This window comes from Sphingomonas sp. PAMC 26617, from assembly GCF_000242835.1.
Lineage (GTDB): Bacteria > Pseudomonadota > Alphaproteobacteria > Sphingomonadales > Sphingomonadaceae > Sphingomonas.
In genome coordinates, this window is record NZ_JH594425.1 from 1,776,867 (window position 1) to 1,793,125 (window position 16,259).

Genomic DNA, 16,259 nt, shown 5'->3' on the forward strand with positions numbered 1-16,259 from the left:
CCCCTGGGGTGGCGCTAGCGCTTGCGCGACCGCCCCTTCGTCATCAGGTCCGGCTTGGGGGGTGGCGTCCAGCCCTTGGGCGGGGTCATCCGCTGCTGGCTGGAGCCAAGCCCCATCGCGCCGGGCTGTTGCCGCACCAGCCCCGCGGTGTCCGCCGCCGCAGCATCCTGCGCGCCCGCGCCGCCCCGCAGCAGGCTGATCCGGTCACGCAACCGCCGCGCTTCCTCATAGTCGAGCGCCGCGGCGGCGGCTTCCATCTGTGCCTGCAAGTCCTCGAGTTCGCTCATCGTCCTATAACGCCGAAATCACCGGTCCGCTCCGTCCGGCTTGCGTCGTCGCCACGCATTGCCCACAAAGCCTGCAATGAACCCCTATCCCGCCGTCACCACGATCGCCCAGACGATCCAGCTCTCGCTGTCCCCCGTCTTCATGCTCGCCGGGATCGGCGCGCTGCTCAACGTGCTCGCGGGGCGGCTGTCGCGCGTGGTCGACCGCGCGCGCGCGGTCGAGGCGCTGCATCCGGCCTCGCAGGGGCCGGAGCATGACCGGCACGTGTGGGAATTGCGCCTGCTCGACAAACGGATGATCGTCATCAACGCGTCGCTGGTGCTCGCGGTGTCGAGCGCGGTGATGACCTGCCTCGTCGTCGCGCTGCTGTTCGTCGCCGAACTGGTCAAGCTGCATATCGGCACGGTGGTGGCGCTGTCGTTCATCCTCGCGATGGGGCTGCTGATCGCCTCGCTCATTTCCTTCCTGATCGAAGTGCGGATGTCGCTGATCGCGATTCACATCCGGCCGGAATTGCTGGAGAAATAGCGTTGCTCTGAGCGGCGCGGTGATGACGGGCGATGACGGCTTTTCTTCCCGTTCGTTTCGAGCGAAGTCGAGAAACCCCGCGCTGTGCCAGGTTTCTCGACTACGCTCGAAACGAACGGGAAGGTTGGGGTGACCTCAGCTAAGATCGTCAAGGTCACCCGCCGCGGCGTTACCGCGCGCCCGCCAGCCCCGGCCCGGCATCGTTGGTCGCCAGATACCCCGGCGCGACCCGCGCCTTGGCCGCCTGTTCGAACACATAGCCCGCGTTGAGCACCGCCTGGTCCGCCCAGCGCGTCGCGATGAACGACAGCCCTACCGGAACCCCGCGGACCAGCCCCATCGGCACCGTCAGATGCGGATAGCCCGAGATCGCAGGCAATTCGCTCGCGCTCGGGCCATTGAAATTGTCGCCGTAGACGGTGTCGGAGAGCCACGGCATCCCGTAGGTCGGCGCGACGACCAGCGTCGCCTGCGCCTTCGTCAGCAGCGCGTCGATCCCCTCCGCACCCGCCAGCCGCAGCGACTTCGCGCGCGCACCGAGATATTCGGGATCGCGCAGCCCCCGCGTCTTGGCCGCGGCAACGAACGTCTCCTGCTCGAAGAACGGCATTTCGCTGGTGGCATTGGCGGTGTCGAATGCGATCACCTGATCGAGCGTCCGCGTCTTCACCGCCGCTGGCGTGGTTGCGAGATATGTATCCAGATCCGCCTTGAGCTCGGTCTGGAGCACCAGCAGTTCGGCCTCGCCGATCCCGTCGAGCTTGGGCGTCTCTACGTCGACGAGCACCGCGCCCTGCGCCTTGAGCACCGCGAGCGATGCCTCATACTTTGCCTTCAGCACGTCGGACATGTCGGGCCGCAGGACCGCAACGCGCACGCCCGACAGCGACGCGGTCGCGAGCGGGGCGGCGAAATCGTGGAGATGCGTCCGACTGTCGCGCGTCGCCGCGTCCTCGGGATCGACCCCGACCATCGCGTTGAACAGCAACGCGGCATCGCGCACGTTCCGCGCCATCGGGCCGGGCGTATCCTGGCTGTGGCTGATCGGCACGACACGGCTACGGCTGACCATCCCGAGCGTCGGCTTCAGTCCGACCAGCCCGTTCATCGACGACGGGCAGACGACCGATCCGTCGGTCTCGGTCCCGATCGCCACCGCCGCGAAGCTCGCCGCGACCGCCGCGCCCGACCCGCTGGAGGATCCGCACGAGGTCCGGTCGAGCGCATAGGGGTTGCGCACCAGCCCGCCGACCGCGCTCCACCCGCTGATCGAATGCGTCGAGCGGATGTTCGCCCATTCGCTGAGGTTGGTCTTGCCGAGGATCACCGCGCCCTGTTTGCGCAACGCCGCGACCACGGGCGCGTCGCGCCGCGTGACGTTGTCCTTGAGCGCGAGGCTCCCCGCGGTCGTCGCGATCGGATCCTTCGTCTCGATATTGTCCTTGATCAGCACCGGGATGCCATCGAGCGGGCCGAGCGGTTTGCCCGCCTTGCGCCGCGCGTCGCTGGCCTTGGCCTGCTCGAGCGCATCGGGGTTGGTCGCGATCACCGCGCGGAGGGTCGGCCCGGTGCGGTCCATCGCGGCGATCCGCGCAAGATACGCCTGGGTGATCGCGACGCTGCTCGTCCCGTGCGCGAGTTGCGCGCGCAAGCCGTCGATCGACTGCTCCTCGACCACGGGCGCCTGTTGCGCCGAAGCGGCCGCGGAAACCATCACCATCGCCGCAAACGCTGCCCGTATCCGCATGCCCGTCATCCCCTTTTATCGTTCGAGACGCCGATCATGCGATCATCCTTGCAGGACAACAAGCGGGGGGAAGGGGCTTTTTTCAGAGGTCGCGCGGCGCCCCAAATGAAAAGAGGCTGCCGGGGGTCTTCACGACACCCCGGCAACCTCCTGACATGGTCAGCGGCCGGAAGCTCCAGCTTGGGAGACCATGCGAACCGCTAGTGCCTCGATCGCCGCTTCGCGTTGACTGGGGGACCATACCCCCCGCGCCGGCGATCGAACGGGTTTCCCCAAAGGCCTAGCGGTGCGTCCCCCGCACGAACTGAACCGACCCCATTGCTGAACCATGAGACATCGGATCACCTCCTTTCGCCAGTTGAAAAGTGCGTGACCTGCGCTGGTCACGACTCGTGTTTGAATCATCTAAATTCGCGAAACAAGTCTTGTAATAATCCGCAGATTCGACGATTCTCCTCCGCCTGCCCGAAGCGCGCCGAAGCGCTGGCTTCAGCGGCGGCAATCCTCCGTAACCCGCGCGATTTCGGCCCATGCCGGCACCACCAGCGTCGTTGTGCCCGCCTGTTCGACGATGAAGCGGCCCCGGCTGAACACCATCGCGTCGAGCAGCGGGTCGCGCGCGGTGAGCCGCGTCGCGACATAGCTCGGCGCGCCGACCGGGCCCGGACTGGTCGGCTGGACGGGCACGCTGCGCGCGACGCTCGACGTCCGCACGGTGAGCGGCGTGACCACCGACCCCTGCCGCGACAGATACAGCGTCGCGCTTGCGCTGTCGCAGCGCAGCGTCAGCAGCGCGTTGCCGCCGGTCGTGCCGAACAGCGCGGTCGATCCGCCCTGATCCTGCCGATACGCCCAGTCGCCGGGCGTGACCGCCCAGTCGCGCCAGTCCGCGCTTGCCACCGGGACGGGCCGCGGGACGACGGCGGGGCGGACGACAGGCGCGGCGACGGGACGCGGCGCGACCGGTTTCGCCACGCACCCGGCAAGAACGGCCAAGGCCACCAAGGGAATAATGTTACGCATAGCCAAGTCTATGCGCGATGCGGACGGCCCGCTCAACCGCGCGCGCGACGCCGCCCCGCGTTTTCCACCCACTCAGCCGCATGGAGGAGGGGAACCGGGAGCGGCCTCTCTCCGTTACGCCCGCGAACTGTTAGGATTGATCCATGTCACAAACCGAACCCACCCAGCTGCTGCTCCAGTCGAACAAGAGCGACGCGATGCAGGTCCGTAGCCGCGACGGCGACAAGATCGGCTCGGTCCTGACGCTGATGGTCAACAAGCGCACCGGCCAGACGATCTACGCGGTGCTGACGATCGGCGGCTTCCTCGGCATGGGCAAGGCCTATTACCCGATCCCCTTCTCGCTGCTCCAGTTCGACCCGGTCAACGACACGTACATCGTGACGATCGACCGCCGCGTCCTCGAAGGCGGCCCGAGCTGGGCGAGCAACGCACCGACGTTCGACCAGGCCTATGCCGACCGCGTGTCGAAATATTACGACGTGGCGAGCGAAGACCTGTCGGTCGATTAAGCCGCGCGGGGGACGATCCGGTCAAGCGCGCCATTGAGGGCGCGCTTGGCCTCGACGATTTCGTAGCGATCTTGCAATCGTAGGAAGAATCCTTCGGACATCCTGAAATAGCGTGCGAGACGCAGATCCAATTCTGCGTCCATCGGACGCGTACCGTCTATCACGGCGGAGATCCGCTCCGGGCTTACCTCGATAGCAGCAGCCAGCCCTTCAACGCTTAGCGCGTCGGGCTCCAAAAACTCGCTTACCAGCAATTGCCCGGCGTGTTCGTTTTCAAGCCAGTCCGGATCAGTGAGTCAACGATTGCGACGTCATATGCGTCTCCGTTCTTCCATACGAAGCATATACGCCATTGGTCATTGATGGAAATGGAATGCTGCCCGGCGCGATCGCCGGTAAGGCGATGCAGCCGGGTTCCGCGCAGATTTCCAAGCTCTTCCAACGAATTTGCAGAATCTAGCAGCGTCAAACGGCGCATGGCTCGTAGCTGAATCTCGGGCGGCAGTCGGCGGCTGAATTACCGATTCTATATACATTCGGCATCAGCTGAAGCGAAGGTTCTTATCATGGCGTCGTCTCCGTCGGACACGGCAAAACTAACGCCTAGATTTCGTTTATAAGGGTCGGTTCGATAGCCTCGCAAGCGATCTTACGCCACGTCATTCATGGCAACCGTCGACTTCGCGCGAAACCCGAACCCCCTGATCACCGAGCCCGCCGAGAACTCCCCGCCATCCCAGCGCGCATCTTCTGGCTCTTGCCGTACCGCGTCTTGCGGGTCCCCGGCTTGCCCTCGTTCGAGCGCCCCATGATCGGCAACTTCTGCTGCTCCACCGGAAGCCCGAGCTCTTCCTGCTCGAGCTGCCGGATCTCGTCGCGCAGACGGCCCGCGGTCTCGAACTCGAGATCTGACGCCGCCGCGCGCATCTTCTTCTCGAGATCCTCGATGTACGCGCGCAAATTGTGCCCGACCATGTGCGGACGGTCCTCGTCGATCTCGACCGTGACCTGATCGCGGCTCGACACGTCCTGAATGATGTCGCCGATGTTGCGCTTGATCGTGGTCGGCGTGATGCCGTGTTCTTCATTATACGCGCGCTGCTTTTCGCGGCGACGCTCGGTCTCGTTCATCGCGCGCTCCATCGAGCCGGTGATGCGGTCGGCATAGAGGATCACGCGCCCGTCGACGTTGCGCGCCGCACGGCCGATCGTCTGGATCAGCGAGGTTTCCGAGCGAAGGAAGCCTTCCTTGTCCGCATCGAGGATGGCGACCAGCCCGCACTCTGGAATATCGAGCCCCTCGCGCAACAGGTTGATCCCGATCAGCACGTCGTACACGCCAAGCCGCAAGTCGCGGATCAGCTCGATACGCTCCAGCGTCTCGACGTCGCTGTGCATGTAGCGGACGCGCAAACCCGCCTCGTGCATGAACTCGGTCAGATCCTCCGCCATCCGCTTGGTCAGCGTCGTCACCAGCGTGCGATAGCCAAGCTCGGCGGTCTTGCGCGCCTCGACGATCAGGTCTTGCACCTGCTCCTCGACCGGCTTGATCTCGATCGGCGGATCGATCAGCCCGGTCGGGCGAATGACCTGCTCGGCGAACACGCCGCCGGTCTGCTCCATTTCCCACGCGCCCGGCGTCGCCGAGACATAGGTCGTCTGCGGACGCATCGCTTCCCATTCGTTGAAGCGCAGCGGCCGGTTGTCGATCGCCGAGGGCAGACGGAAGCCATATTCGGCCAGCGTCAGCTTGCGACGGTGATCGCCGCGCGACATGCCGTTGATCTGGCCGATCGTCTGGTGGCTCTCGTCGACGAACAGCAACGAATTCTCGGGAAGATATTCGAACAAAGTGGGGGGCGGCTCGCCGGGCATGCGCCCGGTGAGGAAGCGCGAGTAATTCTCGATCCCCGCGCACGAACCCGTCGCCGCGATCATCTCGAGATCGAAGTTCGTGCGCTGCTCCAGCCGCTGCGCCTCGAGCAACTTGCCCTCGGGCACCAGCTCCTTGAGCCGCTCGGACAGCTCGAACTTGATCGCTTCCATCGCCTGCTTGAGCGTCGGCCCCGGCGTCACATAGTGCGAATTGGCGTAGATGCGGATGGTGCCGAGGCTCGCGATCTTCTTGCCGGTCAGCGGATCGAACTCGACGATATCCTCGATCTCGTCGCCGAAGAACGACACGCGCCATGCGGTGTCATCATAATGCGACGGGAAGATTTCGAGCGCATCGCCGCGCACGCGGAAATTGCCGCGCTGGAACGCCGCATCGTTGCGCTTGTACTGGAGCGCGACGAGCTTGCGCACGATCTCGCGCTGGTCGACGGTCTGGCCCTTCTTGAGGTCGAAGATCATCGCCGAATAGGTCTCGACCGAGCCGATGCCGTACAGGCACGACACCGACGCGACGATGATCACGTCGTCGCGTTCGAGCAGCGATCGGGTCGCCGCGTGACGCATCCGGTCGATCGCCTCGTTGGTCGAGCTTTCCTTCTCGATGTACGTGTCCGACCGCGCGACGTACGCCTCGGGCTGGTAGTAATCATAGTAACTGACGAAATATTCGACCGCATTCTCGGGGAAGAACGACTTCATCTCGCCGTAGAGCTGCGCCGCGAGGATCTTGTTGGGCGCGAGGATCAGCGCGGGGCGCTGCACCGCCTCGATCACCTTTGCCATCGTGAAGGTCTTGCCCGACCCCGTCACGCCCAGCAGCACCTGGTCGCGCTCGCCAGCTTGCGTCTGCGCGACGAGCTCGGCGATCGCAGTCGGCTGGTCGCCCGCTGCGGTATATTCGGAGACGAGCTTGAACCTTTTGCCCCCTTCCGCCTTGAGCGGCCGCGCCGGGCGGTGGGGGACGAAGCTGACCCCGGTTTCGGGTTCATCGAGCGTGGTGCGAATCTGGATTGCCATCACCGAGCAATATGGGAAGGGATGCGGCAACAGACAATCGTGCCCGGCCCCGTGTCGCGTACAGCTTTCCCCGGGGATATCTCATGGCGTTTCATCGCATCGCGGCACTCGCGCTGCCGGTCCTCGCGGTCGCGGCATGTTCGTCCGAGCCGGTGATCCGGCGCCAACCCGGTAGCTGGTCGCAGAAGGTCGAGATCCTCCGGCTCGAGGGCAAGGGCGCGACGCCGCAGGTCAAGGCGCAGATGCAGGCGATGTTCGATGCGATGGCGGGGATGTCGATCTGCCTCACCCCCCAGGCGGCCGCGAAGGAAGACCTCGCGCAGACGACGGAGCAGATCGGCCCGCGCGGCCAGAACTGCAAGATCGGCAAGCGGGACGACACCGGTCCAACGGTCGGGCTCAGCGCGGTCTGCCCGCAGGATGGCGGCGGGACGGTCAAGGTCAGCGTCACCGGCACCAATGCGGCCGGCGATCGCAACCTGACGATGAAGTCGGAAGGTTTCGATGCCAGCGGCGTGGCGGAGGGCGTGATGGAGATGCGCGTCCACACCGTTCGCAGCGGCCCGTGCAGGGCGGGCGACATCACGCCGCCGCCCGCGCCAATGGCGGTGAAGCGCTAGCACGCCGCAACCGTCCGTTCGGGCTGCGCGAAGGCGAAGCCCCCACACGCGGCGCACGGCCCTTCGACTTCGCTCAGGGCGAACGGGGGGTGGGTTCTTGCGCGTCACAACCCTTCTCCTGCGAAAGCGGGAGTCCAGGGGTCGCGAGAACTGTACGCCGTTGGTTTGCTTGGCCCTGGATTCCCGCTTTCGCGGGAAAACAACAAACGAAGGGCTCGTATACCGACCTTTGCAAAGGCCTCGCTTCGCCGGATAGCAAGGGCGCTATGGCAACGCCCGTGCAGCCGCGGGCAGGCGTCCGACGATCTCGACACGGTCGATCGGCGCAGTGGGCTTGCGTGCGACATACTGCGCGATGACGCGCGGCTGACCGAGTGGCACCGTGCCGAACCCCTGCAACCCCGCCACCCGCGTCACCGCTGCCAGCAGTCGCGGCGGCGTATCATACGCTTCCGACGACAGATGGAACGTCCCCCAGTGGACCCCGATCCCGGTCGAGGCCCCCAGCCGCCGATAGACTTCGGCGGCGTCGATCGGCCCGATATGGCTCCCCGACATCATCTGCCCCGGCGCAAAGCGGAACGCACCGATCGGGAGCAGCGCGAGCCGCACCGGTCCGTAGCTCGCCGCCGCATTCGCCCAGGTCAGGTCGCCCGGCCCCGTGTCGCCCGCGAAGAACACGTTGCCGCCCGGCAACCGCACCACGAACGCCGACCACAAGGCGCGGTTGCGATCCGCGAACCAGCGGCTGCCCCAGTGATGGTTGCGCGTGACGACAATCTCGACCCCCGGCTTGACCGCGATCCGCCCGCCCCAGTCGAGCGCGTGCGACGGCACACCCGCCTGCCGGATCACGCTGTCATTGCCGAGGCTGGTGACGATCAGCGGATGATCGCGCGTCCACAGGCGTTTGAGCGTCGCAAGGTCGAGATGGTCGTAATGGTCATGGCTGACGAGCACGACGTCGATCTTCGGCAGCTTGCCGAACGCGATCCCGGGTCTGGTGACCCGCGCCGGCCCGAGGCCGAGTGGCCCGGCGGTCTTGCTCCACACCGGGTCGGTCAGGATGTTGAGCCCCTGCGTCTGGACCAGCACCGTCGCATGCCCGACCCACGTCGCGACCATCGCCTGGCCCGCGACGCGCTGCGGCGGTGCGACCGGTTTGATCGCAACGTGCTCGGGCCATTTCGGGCGTCCGTCGCTGCCGGTGAGGTAGCGCCACAGGAAGGCGGCGCGGTTTCCCGCCATCTCGTCCTGATCGCCATCCGGGTTGAAGAACCGTTGCCCGTCGTAATGCCCGCCTTGCGCGCCGCGATAGTAACGCGCGTCGAGAAAACGCGGGATGATCGTCAGCATGAGGCACAGGATGATGACGATCCACAGCAGGATCGTTCCAAGGCGTTGCGCCACACGTCGGAAGGTCAAGGGCAGGCCTTCGCAATCAGGGGGGCAATCAGGGGGCAAACAGGGGGGGCACGACGCTGCAATGTCACGCGCGCTCCCCTAACTCCCCGCGCCGCCGGGTCGATCCGTCTTTCCGAGAAAGGCCGGTGCCGCAAAGGCGAGCGGCACCGTTCGCCCTAGTCGTCGCGCCCTTCGAGCTCGGGCCGGGGCGGATGCAGCCGCAGGCTCAGCACGCGCCGCGTATCCGCCGCGACAATCTCGAGCGTCCAGCCGCTGTCGTGGACGATGCAATCGCCGACCTTGGGCATATGCCCCGCCAGCACTGCGGCGAGTCCGCCGATCGTGTCGATGTCGCCATCGACCTCGGCAAGCCGCGGATCGATCGCCTCGCCGACATCCTCGAGCTCGGCGCGCGCATCGACATCCCATGCGCCGCCGTCGAGCGGCACGAGCAGCGCGGTCGGCGCGTCATCGTGTTCGTCCTCGATGTCGCCGACGATTTCCTCGATCAGATCCTCGATCGTGACGAGTCCTTCGGTCCCGAAATATTCGTCGAGCACGATCGCGAGATGGACGCGCTTCTGTCGCATGTCCGCGAGCAGATCGAGCGCGCCGCGCGACATGGGCACGTAGAGCGGCTCGCGAATGAGTGGCGCGATGCTTGCCGGATGCTCAGCCCCCGTTGCTAGGATCTGGAACACGTCCTTGATGTGGACCATGCCGATGATCGTATCGAGCTTCTCGCGATAGACGGGCAGGCGGCTGTGCCCGGCTTCCGCGAACAAGGCGACGAGACTCGCGAAGCTGGTCGTTTCCTCGACCGCGACGATGTCCGCGCGCGGCACGCCGACGTCGCCCGCGTCGCGCTCGCCGAAGTGAAGCAGGTTGCGGACCATCGTCCGCTCGAGCGGGGAGAGATCCCCCTTGGCGTCGGGCGCGGGGTCGTCCTCATGCGCGTCGATCGCTTCCTCGAGCGTCGCGCGGAGCGATTCGTCGCCCGAATGGCCCGAGATCCAGCTGCGGAACGAGCGCCAGATGCTGGTTTCATGCCCGGGGGAGGCATGGGTGACACCGCCGTTGCTGGTGGCGGTGCCGGTGGTACTTTGGCCGTCGGGCATGGGGTTACGTCAGTCCTCAGCAATCAGATACGGATCGGCGATGCCCAGCGCGGAGAGGGCCGCGATCTCGATCGCTTCCATCGCCCCCGCCTCGTCATCGTCCATATGATCATACCCTAGCAAATGCAGCGTGCCATGCACGATCAAATGCGTCGCATGGGCGTCGACGGTCACGTCTTTTTCCGCCGCCTCGCGCGCGCACGTCTCGTATGCGAGGACGATATCGCCCAGCAGCACCTCGCCGTCGTCCGAATTCTGCGCGATCGTGTCGAGCAGGTCGGGCTGGACCATCGGGAAGGACAGGACGTTGGTCGGCTTGTCCTTGTGCCGATATTGCGCGTTTAGGACCTGTACTTCGGCATCGGTGGCCAGGCGGATCGAGATCTCGACCGTGGCAGGGCCGGTGGCAAGCTCGGCGTGCGGCGTGCGCGACAGCGCGGCGGTGGCGGCGCGCGCGGCAAGCGCCTCCCAGTCGTGCTGCGGCCAGACGTCTTCGTGGGAGAGGGCGATTTCAAGCATCAGGCAAGATCCGTATGGAGGAAGTCGTCGCCCTTGTAGAGCAAGGTCGCGGCGTTGGTCTTGGCACAGGCATAGGCGAAACAATCCCCCATGTTGAGCCTGGCGGGATGGCCGGTACCCTTGCCATAGCGATGGTACGCATCGACTGCGGCACGACTCTCGGTGGCGCCGATCGGAACGAGACGGATCGCGAAGTCGGCAACGAACGTCTCGATTTCGGCAAAAGCGAGCGGGATCGGAACGGTTCTTATCTTTGCGACGGCGCGCGACGTCTCCCATAGCGAGACCGCCGAACACACTATTTCGTCGGCGGCACCGAATCTTTCCTCGATCTCGGGCGAGCCGGGCTCCCCCGTCAACATCGCGACCATTGCCGATGCATCGAGAAAAAGGATCAATCCTCATCCTCGTCATTCAGCGAATCGTAAAACGTCTTGTCGGCGTCGAGACCGGTCGGTTCACCTAGCGGATGGGCCGTGCGCCACGCTTCGAGTCGATCGTGGATGCTACCGCTCCGCTCGGCCTGAAGCGCGCGTTTGCGATGTTCGAGCGCGTCGTGGACGGCCGCCGTCTTGCTCGTCCCCAGCAACGTAGCAACTTCGCGCGCCAGATCTGCGGTGTCAGGGTTCTTGATGTAGAGCGACGCCATCGGAGCCTCCGGGATATCCGAAATATACTGTCCGGATATCCCTACTGTCAACTAACTCGCCCCTTCATACGCCTCCACGATCCGCCCGACAATCGGATGGCGCACGACGTCGCCGGACCCGAACCGGCAGATCGACAGTCCCTCGACCCCCTCGAGCCGCCCGACCGCATCGTTCAGCCCGGACGCGTTCATGCCGCCGGGAAGATCGGTCTGCTTGGGGTCGCCGCACACCACCATCCGGCTGTTCTCGCCGAAGCGCGTCAGGAACATCTTCATCTGCGCGGGCGTGGTATTCTGCGCCTCGTCGAGGATGATGAACGCATCCGCGAGCGTGCGCCCGCGCATGAACGCGATCGGCGCGATCTCGATCTCACCGCTCGCGATGCGGCGTTCGACCTGCTCGGCGGGAAGGCAGTCGTTGAGCGCGTCGTACAAGGGGCGGAGATAGGGGTCGACCTTCTCCTTCATGTCCCCGGGGAGGAAACCGAGCTTCTCGCCCGCCTCGACCGCCGGGCGCGACAGGATCAGCCGCTGGATGCTGCCGGTGATGAGCTGCGCCACAGCCTGCGCGACCGCGATATAGGTCTTGCCCGTGCCCGCTGGCCCGAGCGCGAAGATGATGTCGTTGTTGAGCAGCTGCCGCATGTAATGCGCCTGCGCGATCGTGCGCGGGACGATCGTCTTCTTGCGGGTACGGATCATGATCTGCGGGACCGCGCCGCCGCCCGCATCCGCCTGGATGATCCCGGCGAGCGTCGGTTCGCTCGACATCGCGATCACCGCGTCGATCAGCCCGGTGTCGACCACTTCGCCGCGGGCGATCCGGTTATAGAGTCCATGAAGCACGTCGCGCGCCTGCGCGACCGCTTCCGCGGTTCCCTCGAGCCCGACCTTGTTGCCGCGCGCGGTAATATAGACCCCCAGTTTGTTCTCCAGCGCGAGCAGGTTCTGGTCGAACTCGCCAAACAGCTGCGCCATCAACTGTGGGCGGTCGAAGACGACTTCGGTCCGGCTACGATCACCGGATTGCGCGGGGACTGGCTTGCGGCTCATGCACTTCCTTTGCTGGGACGGCGCGGGGAAAAGGCGGGAAAATCAACGGCACCGAACGGACCGGGAACATGGGAAGCGCGATCCGTCCGGGCAAGGCCCGCAACAGGCCGTCGCTGCGTCAGCGCCGCACGCCGAGGCGGATCAACACGACTTCCGCCCCCGAGATCAGAATCCGCCCCACGCCGATCATGATATAGAACCACAGGCCGGGCGGATTGGGCTTCCACTGGCCGGGCGCGAGATCGGACGGGGCGGGTTCCGGGAGCATATGCCGATGCTGCGCCAAAGCGGGGAATTTGTCGAGGGGATGCGTTCCGGCGGACGCCCCGCCCGCGACGTTACCAGATCTTAAGGTTCCTCGGGCAGTATGCATGTCGGGAGTACGGCACATGGTTCTCACGGCTCAACTGTTCCTCGAAGACGACGATACGTTCCTGACCGGCCCGAGCGGTCGGCTGGCCGAGCGTTTGCCCGTGCAGGCCGGCGCGACGCTGCGCGACGACACGTTGCGTCCGGTGGACGCCGACGTGATCGACCTGTCGACCACGGGTTGCCTGATCGTCGTCAGCGACACGCTGGCGGTGCCGTCCGAAATCAGCATCGGGATCGCCGGGATCGGCCGGGTTTCGGGTCGGATCGTGCGCGGGAGCGGCAAGCGGTATGGCTGCGCGTTCGACGAGCCGTTGTCCGAAGCCTCGGTGCTTGCCGCGCGCGCGGTGCAGACGGTGGTTCCCTTCGCGACGCCCGCAACGTTCCCGACCGGCGGCACCGGTACCGCCGACCTGCCCGAATTCCGCCGCCTGCCGATGCGCACGCGCCTGATCGTGATCGTCGGCGCATCGCTCGCTTTGTGGGGCGTCGTCGTGACCGGTGTCGTCGCCGCGGTCACTGCGCTGAGCTGACGGCGGCCCCCGCTTTTTTCCTATGCAGCGGCACCGGCGGGCAAACGTCCCGCTATCACGACCTCGACCCCTGACACCGAATTCGGCCCGGCCTGCGTGATATCGACCGTGACCAGATCGCCGATCGCGGCGTCGGTCATCAGATGGACCGATTGCAGCCACGGCGACTTGCCGAGCATCTGCCCCGGCAGCTTGCCCGCGCGTTCGATCAACACCTGGCACCGCCGCCCGACGCTTGCCGTGTTGAACGCCGCCTGATCGCGGTTGAGCGCTGCCTGGAGCCGCTGCAGGCGCTCGTCCATCACCTCCGGCGGCACTTGTTCGCCCATCGTCGCCGCGGGGGTGCCGGGGCGCGGCGAATATTTGAAGCTGAACGCCTGCGCATAGCCGACCGCATCGACCAGGCTCAGCGTATCCGCGAAATCCGCCTCGGTCTCGCCGGGGAAGCCGACGATGAAATCCCCCGACAGCGCGATGTCGGGGCGCACCGCGCGGACGCGGTCGAGGATGCGGAGGTAGGAATCGCGGCTATGGCTGCGGTTCATCGCCTTGAGGATCGGGTCGCTGCCCGATTGCACCGGCAAGTGGAGGAACGGCATCAGCTTGTCGATATCGCGGTGCGCGTCGATCAACCCCTGCGTCATGTCGTTGGGATGGCTGGTGGTGTAGCGGATCCGCGCGAGATTGCCGATGCCGGACAGCGTGGCGACGAGATCATGCAGGCCTTGGCTGCCGTCGGTCCAGGCGTTGACGTTCTGGCCGAGCAGCGTGATCTCGCGCGCGCCCGCCGCAACCAGCGCGCGCGCCTCGTCGACGATCTGGCCGAACCCGCGGCTGACTTCTGCCCCGCGCGTATAGGGGACGACGCAATAGGTGCAGAATTTGTCGCACCCCTCCTGCACCGTCAGAAATGCGCTCGGCGGGACGCGGCGGCGCGCGGGGAGGTGGCCGAACTTCATGTCGACCGGCATGTCGGTATCGACCGCGGATTCGCCGCGCGCGGCGCGCGCGACGAGGTCGGGGAGGTTGTGATACGCCTGCGGGCCGACGACGACGTCGACCTTCGCGCGCCGAACGATCTCCGCGCCCTCGGCCTGCGCGACGCACCCGGCGACCGCGATCATCGGGTCGTTGCCGTGCTTCCGCAGGCGACCGATGTCCGAGTACACCTTTTCGGTCGCGCGTTCGCGGATGTGGCAGGTGTTGAGCACGACCAGATCGGCCTCGGCGGGGTCCGCCTGGGTCAGCCCCTGCGCCGCCATCAGCTCGGCCATCCGGTCGCCGTCATAGACGTTCATCTGGCAGCCGAACGATTTGACCGCGTAGGTCTTGGGGGCTTTGTGGGGATGCTTTGGGGCGGGGGTCATGATCGGCGCGGCTATAGGGGAGAATGCGACGGGACTGAACCCCTTGCGGGCGACGCTGCGCGCTGCTTCGCGGCGTCTATCCCGCGCGCCTCCCTTGTCATCCCCGTCGAGGCGGGGATCCATACAGGCTGGTCTCACCATGACGGGCCGGCGGTCCCAATGGATTCCCGCCTTCGCGGGAATGACGGATGTGGGGTGGGGGCATTCCGGCTCGCCAGGCGCCCGTATCACCCCGCCCGTATCACCCCGCGCGCACCGCCGGATGGTCCTTGATCTCGAGCGCCGCCGGCAGCGTCTCGCCCTTGCCGGCCCACACGTCGTGGCCGATGAACGGCGGGACCGGGCCGCACATTACCACCGACAGCGCCGCCTCGATCCGCCGCTTGCTCTCCGCCGCGATCGCCTTGCGCCCCGGAAAGTCGCGCGGGTAGAACGGTTCGAGGAAATGCACCGCGACGCGAAACCGCTCGGCGCGCGCGAGCAGGCGGACCGCGTTGTTCCGCCCGCTTTCCTCGCCGATCCACGCGATGTCCGCGCCGACCGGGCCGTAATCGAGCAGCACCGGCTGGACCATCACGCCGGGGGGCGGGGGTTCGAGCACCTTCAGCATCGAGGTCTTGAACGGCAGCAGCGAGCGACCGTCGGTGGTGGTGCCTTCGGGAAAGACCGTCACCGACCAGTTTTCGGCGAGCGTCTCGCGCAGCGCGTTGATCTGTTCGGCGACCCCCAGCCGATCCTCGCGCGCGACGAACACCGTGCGGTTGAGCGTCGCGAGCCAGCCGACGACCGGCGCCTCGCGGATCTCCGCCTTGGCGACGAAGGCGGTGCCGCTCGCGCCCGCGATCGCGCAGATATCGACCCAGCTGACATGGTTCGAGACATAGAAGACGTCGCGCTTCAGCGGCACGCCGACAACGCGGACGCGCGCGCCGCAGATCCGCGCCGCGGTCGCGAGGAACAGCCGCGGCCATGGCGACGACAGCCGCACCGTCCGCCACAGATAATGCAGCGGGATGGTGACCCCGAGCGACAGCGCGAGTAGCGTGACTCGCGTCCACAGGCGAGTCCAGCCGAGCCAGCTGATCGGGGGCGGCCGTCCGGCCGCCGCATCGGCCCGCGCAGCGGCGCGGGCGGCGGCTGCTTCAACCCTTGCGGTCAAGCGCGACGCCGTACAATTCCATGCGGTGGTCGACCAGCCGGAACCCTAGCCGCTCGGCGATCGCCTTCTGCAATTGTTCGAGCTCGGGATCGACGAATTCGATCACCTTGCCGGATTCAACGTCGATCAGATGATCGTGATGCGCCTCGGGCGCGGGTTCGTAGCGCGCACGACCGTCGCCGAAATCGTGGCGGTCGAGGATGCCCGCTTCCTCGAACAGGCGAACGGTGCGGTACACGGTGGCGATGGAGATGCCGGGGTCGATCGCGGAGGCGCGTTCGTACACCTTTTCGACATCCGGATGATCCTCGGCATCCGACAGGACCCGCGCGATGACGCGGCGCTGGTCGGTGATGCGGAGGCCTTTTTCGGCGCAAAGGGCTTCAAGGTCGATGTGGCGGGGCATGCGCTCGATGTAGGCGTGTTCGCTTTATTGCGAAAGGGGATAGTGAGTCGC

The 16,259-nt window shown here is 66.1% G+C and carries 20 protein-coding genes; 4 read left to right on the forward strand and 16 right to left on the reverse strand.

The window, feature by feature from the left end; all coding sequences use genetic code 11:
- Nucleotides 1-14: 14 nt before the first annotated feature.
- Nucleotides 15-287 (reverse strand): UvrB/UvrC motif-containing protein, encoded by a 273-nt coding sequence (locus RH91_RS07745; protein WP_010162085.1) that lies wholly within the window; start codon nt 285-287, stop codon nt 15-17.
- A gap of 76 nt (nt 288-363) precedes the next feature.
- On the opposite strand from RH91_RS07745, the gene RH91_RS07750 reads away from it, so the two are divergent.
- Nucleotides 364-816, forward strand: coding sequence for a DUF2721 domain-containing protein (locus RH91_RS07750; protein ID WP_010162086.1), 453 nt, complete (start codon nt 364-366; stop codon nt 814-816).
- Between the two features lie 169 nt (nt 817-985).
- On the opposite strand, the gene RH91_RS07755 is transcribed toward RH91_RS07750, so the two are convergent.
- Both RH91_RS07755 and RH91_RS07760 read right to left on the reverse strand, forming a co-directional pair.
- Nucleotides 986-2,572 carry an amidase gene (locus RH91_RS07755; RefSeq protein ID WP_010162087.1) on the reverse strand — a complete coding sequence of 529 codons (1,587 nt, stop codon included), beginning with the start codon at nt 2,570-2,572 and terminating at the stop codon, nt 986-988.
- 480 nt (nt 2,573-3,052) lie between these two features.
- Nucleotides 3,053-3,586: a hypothetical protein gene (locus tag RH91_RS07760; protein ID WP_029623696.1), complete on the reverse strand. Its 534-nt coding sequence runs from the start codon at nt 3,584-3,586 to the stop codon at nt 3,053-3,055.
- Between the two features lie 143 nt (nt 3,587-3,729).
- On the opposite strand from RH91_RS07760, the gene RH91_RS07765 reads away from it, so the two are divergent.
- Entirely contained in the window at nt 3,730-4,098 is a 369-nt protein-coding gene (locus RH91_RS07765; protein WP_010162090.1) for a PRC-barrel domain-containing protein, read from the forward strand.
- Here RH91_RS07765 and RH91_RS07770 read toward each other — a convergent pair.
- The 3 genes from RH91_RS07770 to uvrB all read right to left on the reverse strand — a co-directional run bounded on the left by RH91_RS07770 (nt 4,095) and on the right by uvrB (nt 7,011).
- Entirely contained in the window at nt 4,095-4,352 is a 258-nt protein-coding gene (locus RH91_RS07770) for a HigA family addiction module antitoxin (RefSeq protein ID WP_010162091.1), read from the reverse strand. The genes RH91_RS07765 and RH91_RS07770 overlap by 4 nt on opposite strands.
- Nucleotides 4,343-4,576: a type II toxin-antitoxin system RelE/ParE family toxin gene (locus tag RH91_RS21575; protein WP_010162092.1), complete on the reverse strand. Its 234-nt coding sequence runs from the start codon at nt 4,574-4,576 to the stop codon at nt 4,343-4,345. The genes RH91_RS07770 and RH91_RS21575 overlap by 10 nt, the downstream gene beginning before the upstream one ends.
- Nucleotides 4,577-4,803: 227 nt before the next feature.
- Nucleotides 4,804-7,011, reverse strand: a complete 2,208-nt coding sequence (uvrB, locus tag RH91_RS07775) for an excinuclease ABC subunit UvrB (protein ID WP_010162093.1) — start codon at nt 7,009-7,011, stop codon at nt 4,804-4,806.
- 83 nt (nt 7,012-7,094) lie between these two features.
- Between uvrB and RH91_RS07780 the strand changes: the two genes are divergently transcribed.
- Nucleotides 7,095-7,631 (forward strand): DUF3617 domain-containing protein, encoded by a 537-nt coding sequence (locus RH91_RS07780; protein WP_010162094.1) that lies wholly within the window; start codon nt 7,095-7,097, stop codon nt 7,629-7,631.
- Nucleotides 7,632-7,895: 264 nt separating this feature from the next.
- Here the strand turns inward: RH91_RS07780 and RH91_RS07785 are convergent, their stop codons facing one another.
- The 7 genes from RH91_RS07785 to RH91_RS22320 all read right to left on the reverse strand — a co-directional run bounded on the left by RH91_RS07785 (nt 7,896) and on the right by RH91_RS22320 (nt 12,642).
- Nucleotides 7,896-9,041 carry an MBL fold metallo-hydrolase gene (locus RH91_RS07785; protein WP_010162095.1) on the reverse strand — a complete coding sequence of 382 codons (1,146 nt, stop codon included), beginning with the start codon at nt 9,039-9,041 and terminating at the stop codon, nt 7,896-7,898.
- 170 nt (nt 9,042-9,211) lie between these two features.
- On the reverse strand, nt 9,212-10,153 hold the full coding sequence (locus RH91_RS07790; RefSeq protein WP_010162096.1) for a hemolysin family protein: 942 nt from the start codon (nt 10,151-10,153) through the stop codon (nt 9,212-9,214).
- A 9-nt stretch (nt 10,154-10,162) separates the two neighbouring features.
- The gene (ybeY, locus tag RH91_RS07795; RefSeq protein WP_010162097.1) at nt 10,163-10,672 is read right to left on the reverse strand and encodes an rRNA maturation RNase YbeY; all 510 of its coding nucleotides are present in this window, start codon (nt 10,670-10,672) and stop codon (nt 10,163-10,165) included.
- The gene (locus RH91_RS07800) at nt 10,672-11,070 is read right to left on the reverse strand and encodes a type II toxin-antitoxin system VapC family toxin (RefSeq protein WP_010162098.1); all 399 of its coding nucleotides are present in this window, start codon (nt 11,068-11,070) and stop codon (nt 10,672-10,674) included. The genes ybeY and RH91_RS07800 overlap by 1 nt, the downstream gene beginning before the upstream one ends.
- Nucleotides 11,067-11,321: a type II toxin-antitoxin system VapB family antitoxin gene (locus tag RH91_RS07805; RefSeq protein ID WP_010162099.1), complete on the reverse strand. Its 255-nt coding sequence runs from the start codon at nt 11,319-11,321 to the stop codon at nt 11,067-11,069. Before RH91_RS07805 ends, RH91_RS07800 begins: the two co-directional genes overlap by 4 nt.
- 51 nt (nt 11,322-11,372) lie before the next feature.
- Complete coding sequence (locus tag RH91_RS07810; protein ID WP_010218711.1) at nt 11,373-12,374, reverse strand: PhoH family protein; 1,002 nt, start codon at nt 12,372-12,374, stop codon at nt 11,373-11,375.
- Nucleotides 12,375-12,492: 118 nt separating this feature from the next.
- Nucleotides 12,493-12,642 carry a hypothetical protein gene (locus tag RH91_RS22320; RefSeq protein WP_157136879.1) on the reverse strand — a complete coding sequence of 50 codons (150 nt, stop codon included), beginning with the start codon at nt 12,640-12,642 and terminating at the stop codon, nt 12,493-12,495.
- 121 nt (nt 12,643-12,763) lie between these two features.
- On the opposite strand from RH91_RS22320, the gene RH91_RS07815 reads away from it, so the two are divergent.
- The gene (locus tag RH91_RS07815; protein WP_010162101.1) at nt 12,764-13,276 is read left to right on the forward strand and encodes a PilZ domain-containing protein; all 513 of its coding nucleotides are present in this window, start codon (nt 12,764-12,766) and stop codon (nt 13,274-13,276) included.
- A 20-nt stretch (nt 13,277-13,296) separates the two neighbouring features.
- Here the strand turns inward: RH91_RS07815 and miaB are convergent, their stop codons facing one another.
- The 3 genes from miaB to RH91_RS07830 all read right to left on the reverse strand — a co-directional run bounded on the left by miaB (nt 13,297) and on the right by RH91_RS07830 (nt 16,208).
- Entirely contained in the window at nt 13,297-14,643 is a 1,347-nt protein-coding gene (gene miaB / locus RH91_RS07820; protein ID WP_081469522.1) for a tRNA (N6-isopentenyl adenosine(37)-C2)-methylthiotransferase MiaB, read from the reverse strand.
- Between the two features lie 241 nt (nt 14,644-14,884).
- Nucleotides 14,885-15,802 carry a 1-acyl-sn-glycerol-3-phosphate acyltransferase gene (locus RH91_RS07825; RefSeq protein ID WP_010162105.1) on the reverse strand — a complete coding sequence of 306 codons (918 nt, stop codon included), beginning with the start codon at nt 15,800-15,802 and terminating at the stop codon, nt 14,885-14,887.
- Nucleotides 15,786-16,208 carry a Fur family transcriptional regulator gene (locus tag RH91_RS07830; protein WP_010162106.1) on the reverse strand — a complete coding sequence of 141 codons (423 nt, stop codon included), beginning with the start codon at nt 16,206-16,208 and terminating at the stop codon, nt 15,786-15,788. Before RH91_RS07830 ends, RH91_RS07825 begins: the two co-directional genes overlap by 17 nt.
- Between the last annotated feature and the right edge of the window lie 51 nt (nt 16,209-16,259).

What these genes read in the sequence shown, in the direction of transcription:
- RH91_RS07745 (WP_010162085.1), bottom strand. Translation starts at nt 287, where the DNA reads ATGAGCGAACTCGAGGACTTGCAGGCACAGATGGAAGCCGCCGCCGCG.
- miaB (WP_081469522.1), bottom strand. Translation starts at nt 14,643, where the DNA reads ATGACCCCCGCCCCAAAGCATCCCCACAAAGCCCCCAAGACCTACGCG.
- RH91_RS07765 (WP_010162090.1), top strand. Translation starts at nt 3,730, where the DNA reads ATGTCACAAACCGAACCCACCCAGCTGCTGCTCCAGTCGAACAAGAGC.
- RH91_RS07755 (WP_010162087.1), bottom strand. Translation starts at nt 2,572, where the DNA reads ATGACGGGCATGCGGATACGGGCAGCGTTTGCGGCGATGGTGATGGTT.
- RH91_RS21575 (WP_010162092.1), bottom strand. Translation starts at nt 4,576, where the DNA reads ATGCGCCGTTTGACGCTGCTAGATTCTGCAAATTCGTTGGAAGAGCTT.
- RH91_RS07750 (WP_010162086.1), top strand. Translation starts at nt 364, where the DNA reads ATGAACCCCTATCCCGCCGTCACCACGATCGCCCAGACGATCCAGCTC.
- RH91_RS07790 (WP_010162096.1), bottom strand. Translation starts at nt 10,153, where the DNA reads ATGCCCGACGGCCAAAGTACCACCGGCACCGCCACCAGCAACGGCGGT.
- uvrB (WP_010162093.1), bottom strand. Translation starts at nt 7,011, where the DNA reads ATGGCAATCCAGATTCGCACCACGCTCGATGAACCCGAAACCGGGGTC.
- RH91_RS22320 (WP_157136879.1), bottom strand. Translation starts at nt 12,642, where the DNA reads ATGCTCCCGGAACCCGCCCCGTCCGATCTCGCGCCCGGCCAGTGGAAG.
- RH91_RS07760 (WP_029623696.1), bottom strand. Translation starts at nt 3,586, where the DNA reads ATGCGTAACATTATTCCCTTGGTGGCCTTGGCCGTTCTTGCCGGGTGC.
- RH91_RS07780 (WP_010162094.1), top strand. Translation starts at nt 7,095, where the DNA reads ATGGCGTTTCATCGCATCGCGGCACTCGCGCTGCCGGTCCTCGCGGTC.
- RH91_RS07830 (WP_010162106.1), bottom strand. Translation starts at nt 16,208, where the DNA reads ATGCCCCGCCACATCGACCTTGAAGCCCTTTGCGCCGAAAAAGGCCTC.
- RH91_RS07810 (WP_010218711.1), bottom strand. Translation starts at nt 12,374, where the DNA reads ATGAGCCGCAAGCCAGTCCCCGCGCAATCCGGTGATCGTAGCCGGACC.
- ybeY (WP_010162097.1), bottom strand. Translation starts at nt 10,672, where the DNA reads ATGCTTGAAATCGCCCTCTCCCACGAAGACGTCTGGCCGCAGCACGAC.
- RH91_RS07805 (WP_010162099.1), bottom strand. Translation starts at nt 11,321, where the DNA reads ATGGCGTCGCTCTACATCAAGAACCCTGACACCGCAGATCTGGCGCGC.
- RH91_RS07815 (WP_010162101.1), top strand. Translation starts at nt 12,764, where the DNA reads ATGGTTCTCACGGCTCAACTGTTCCTCGAAGACGACGATACGTTCCTG.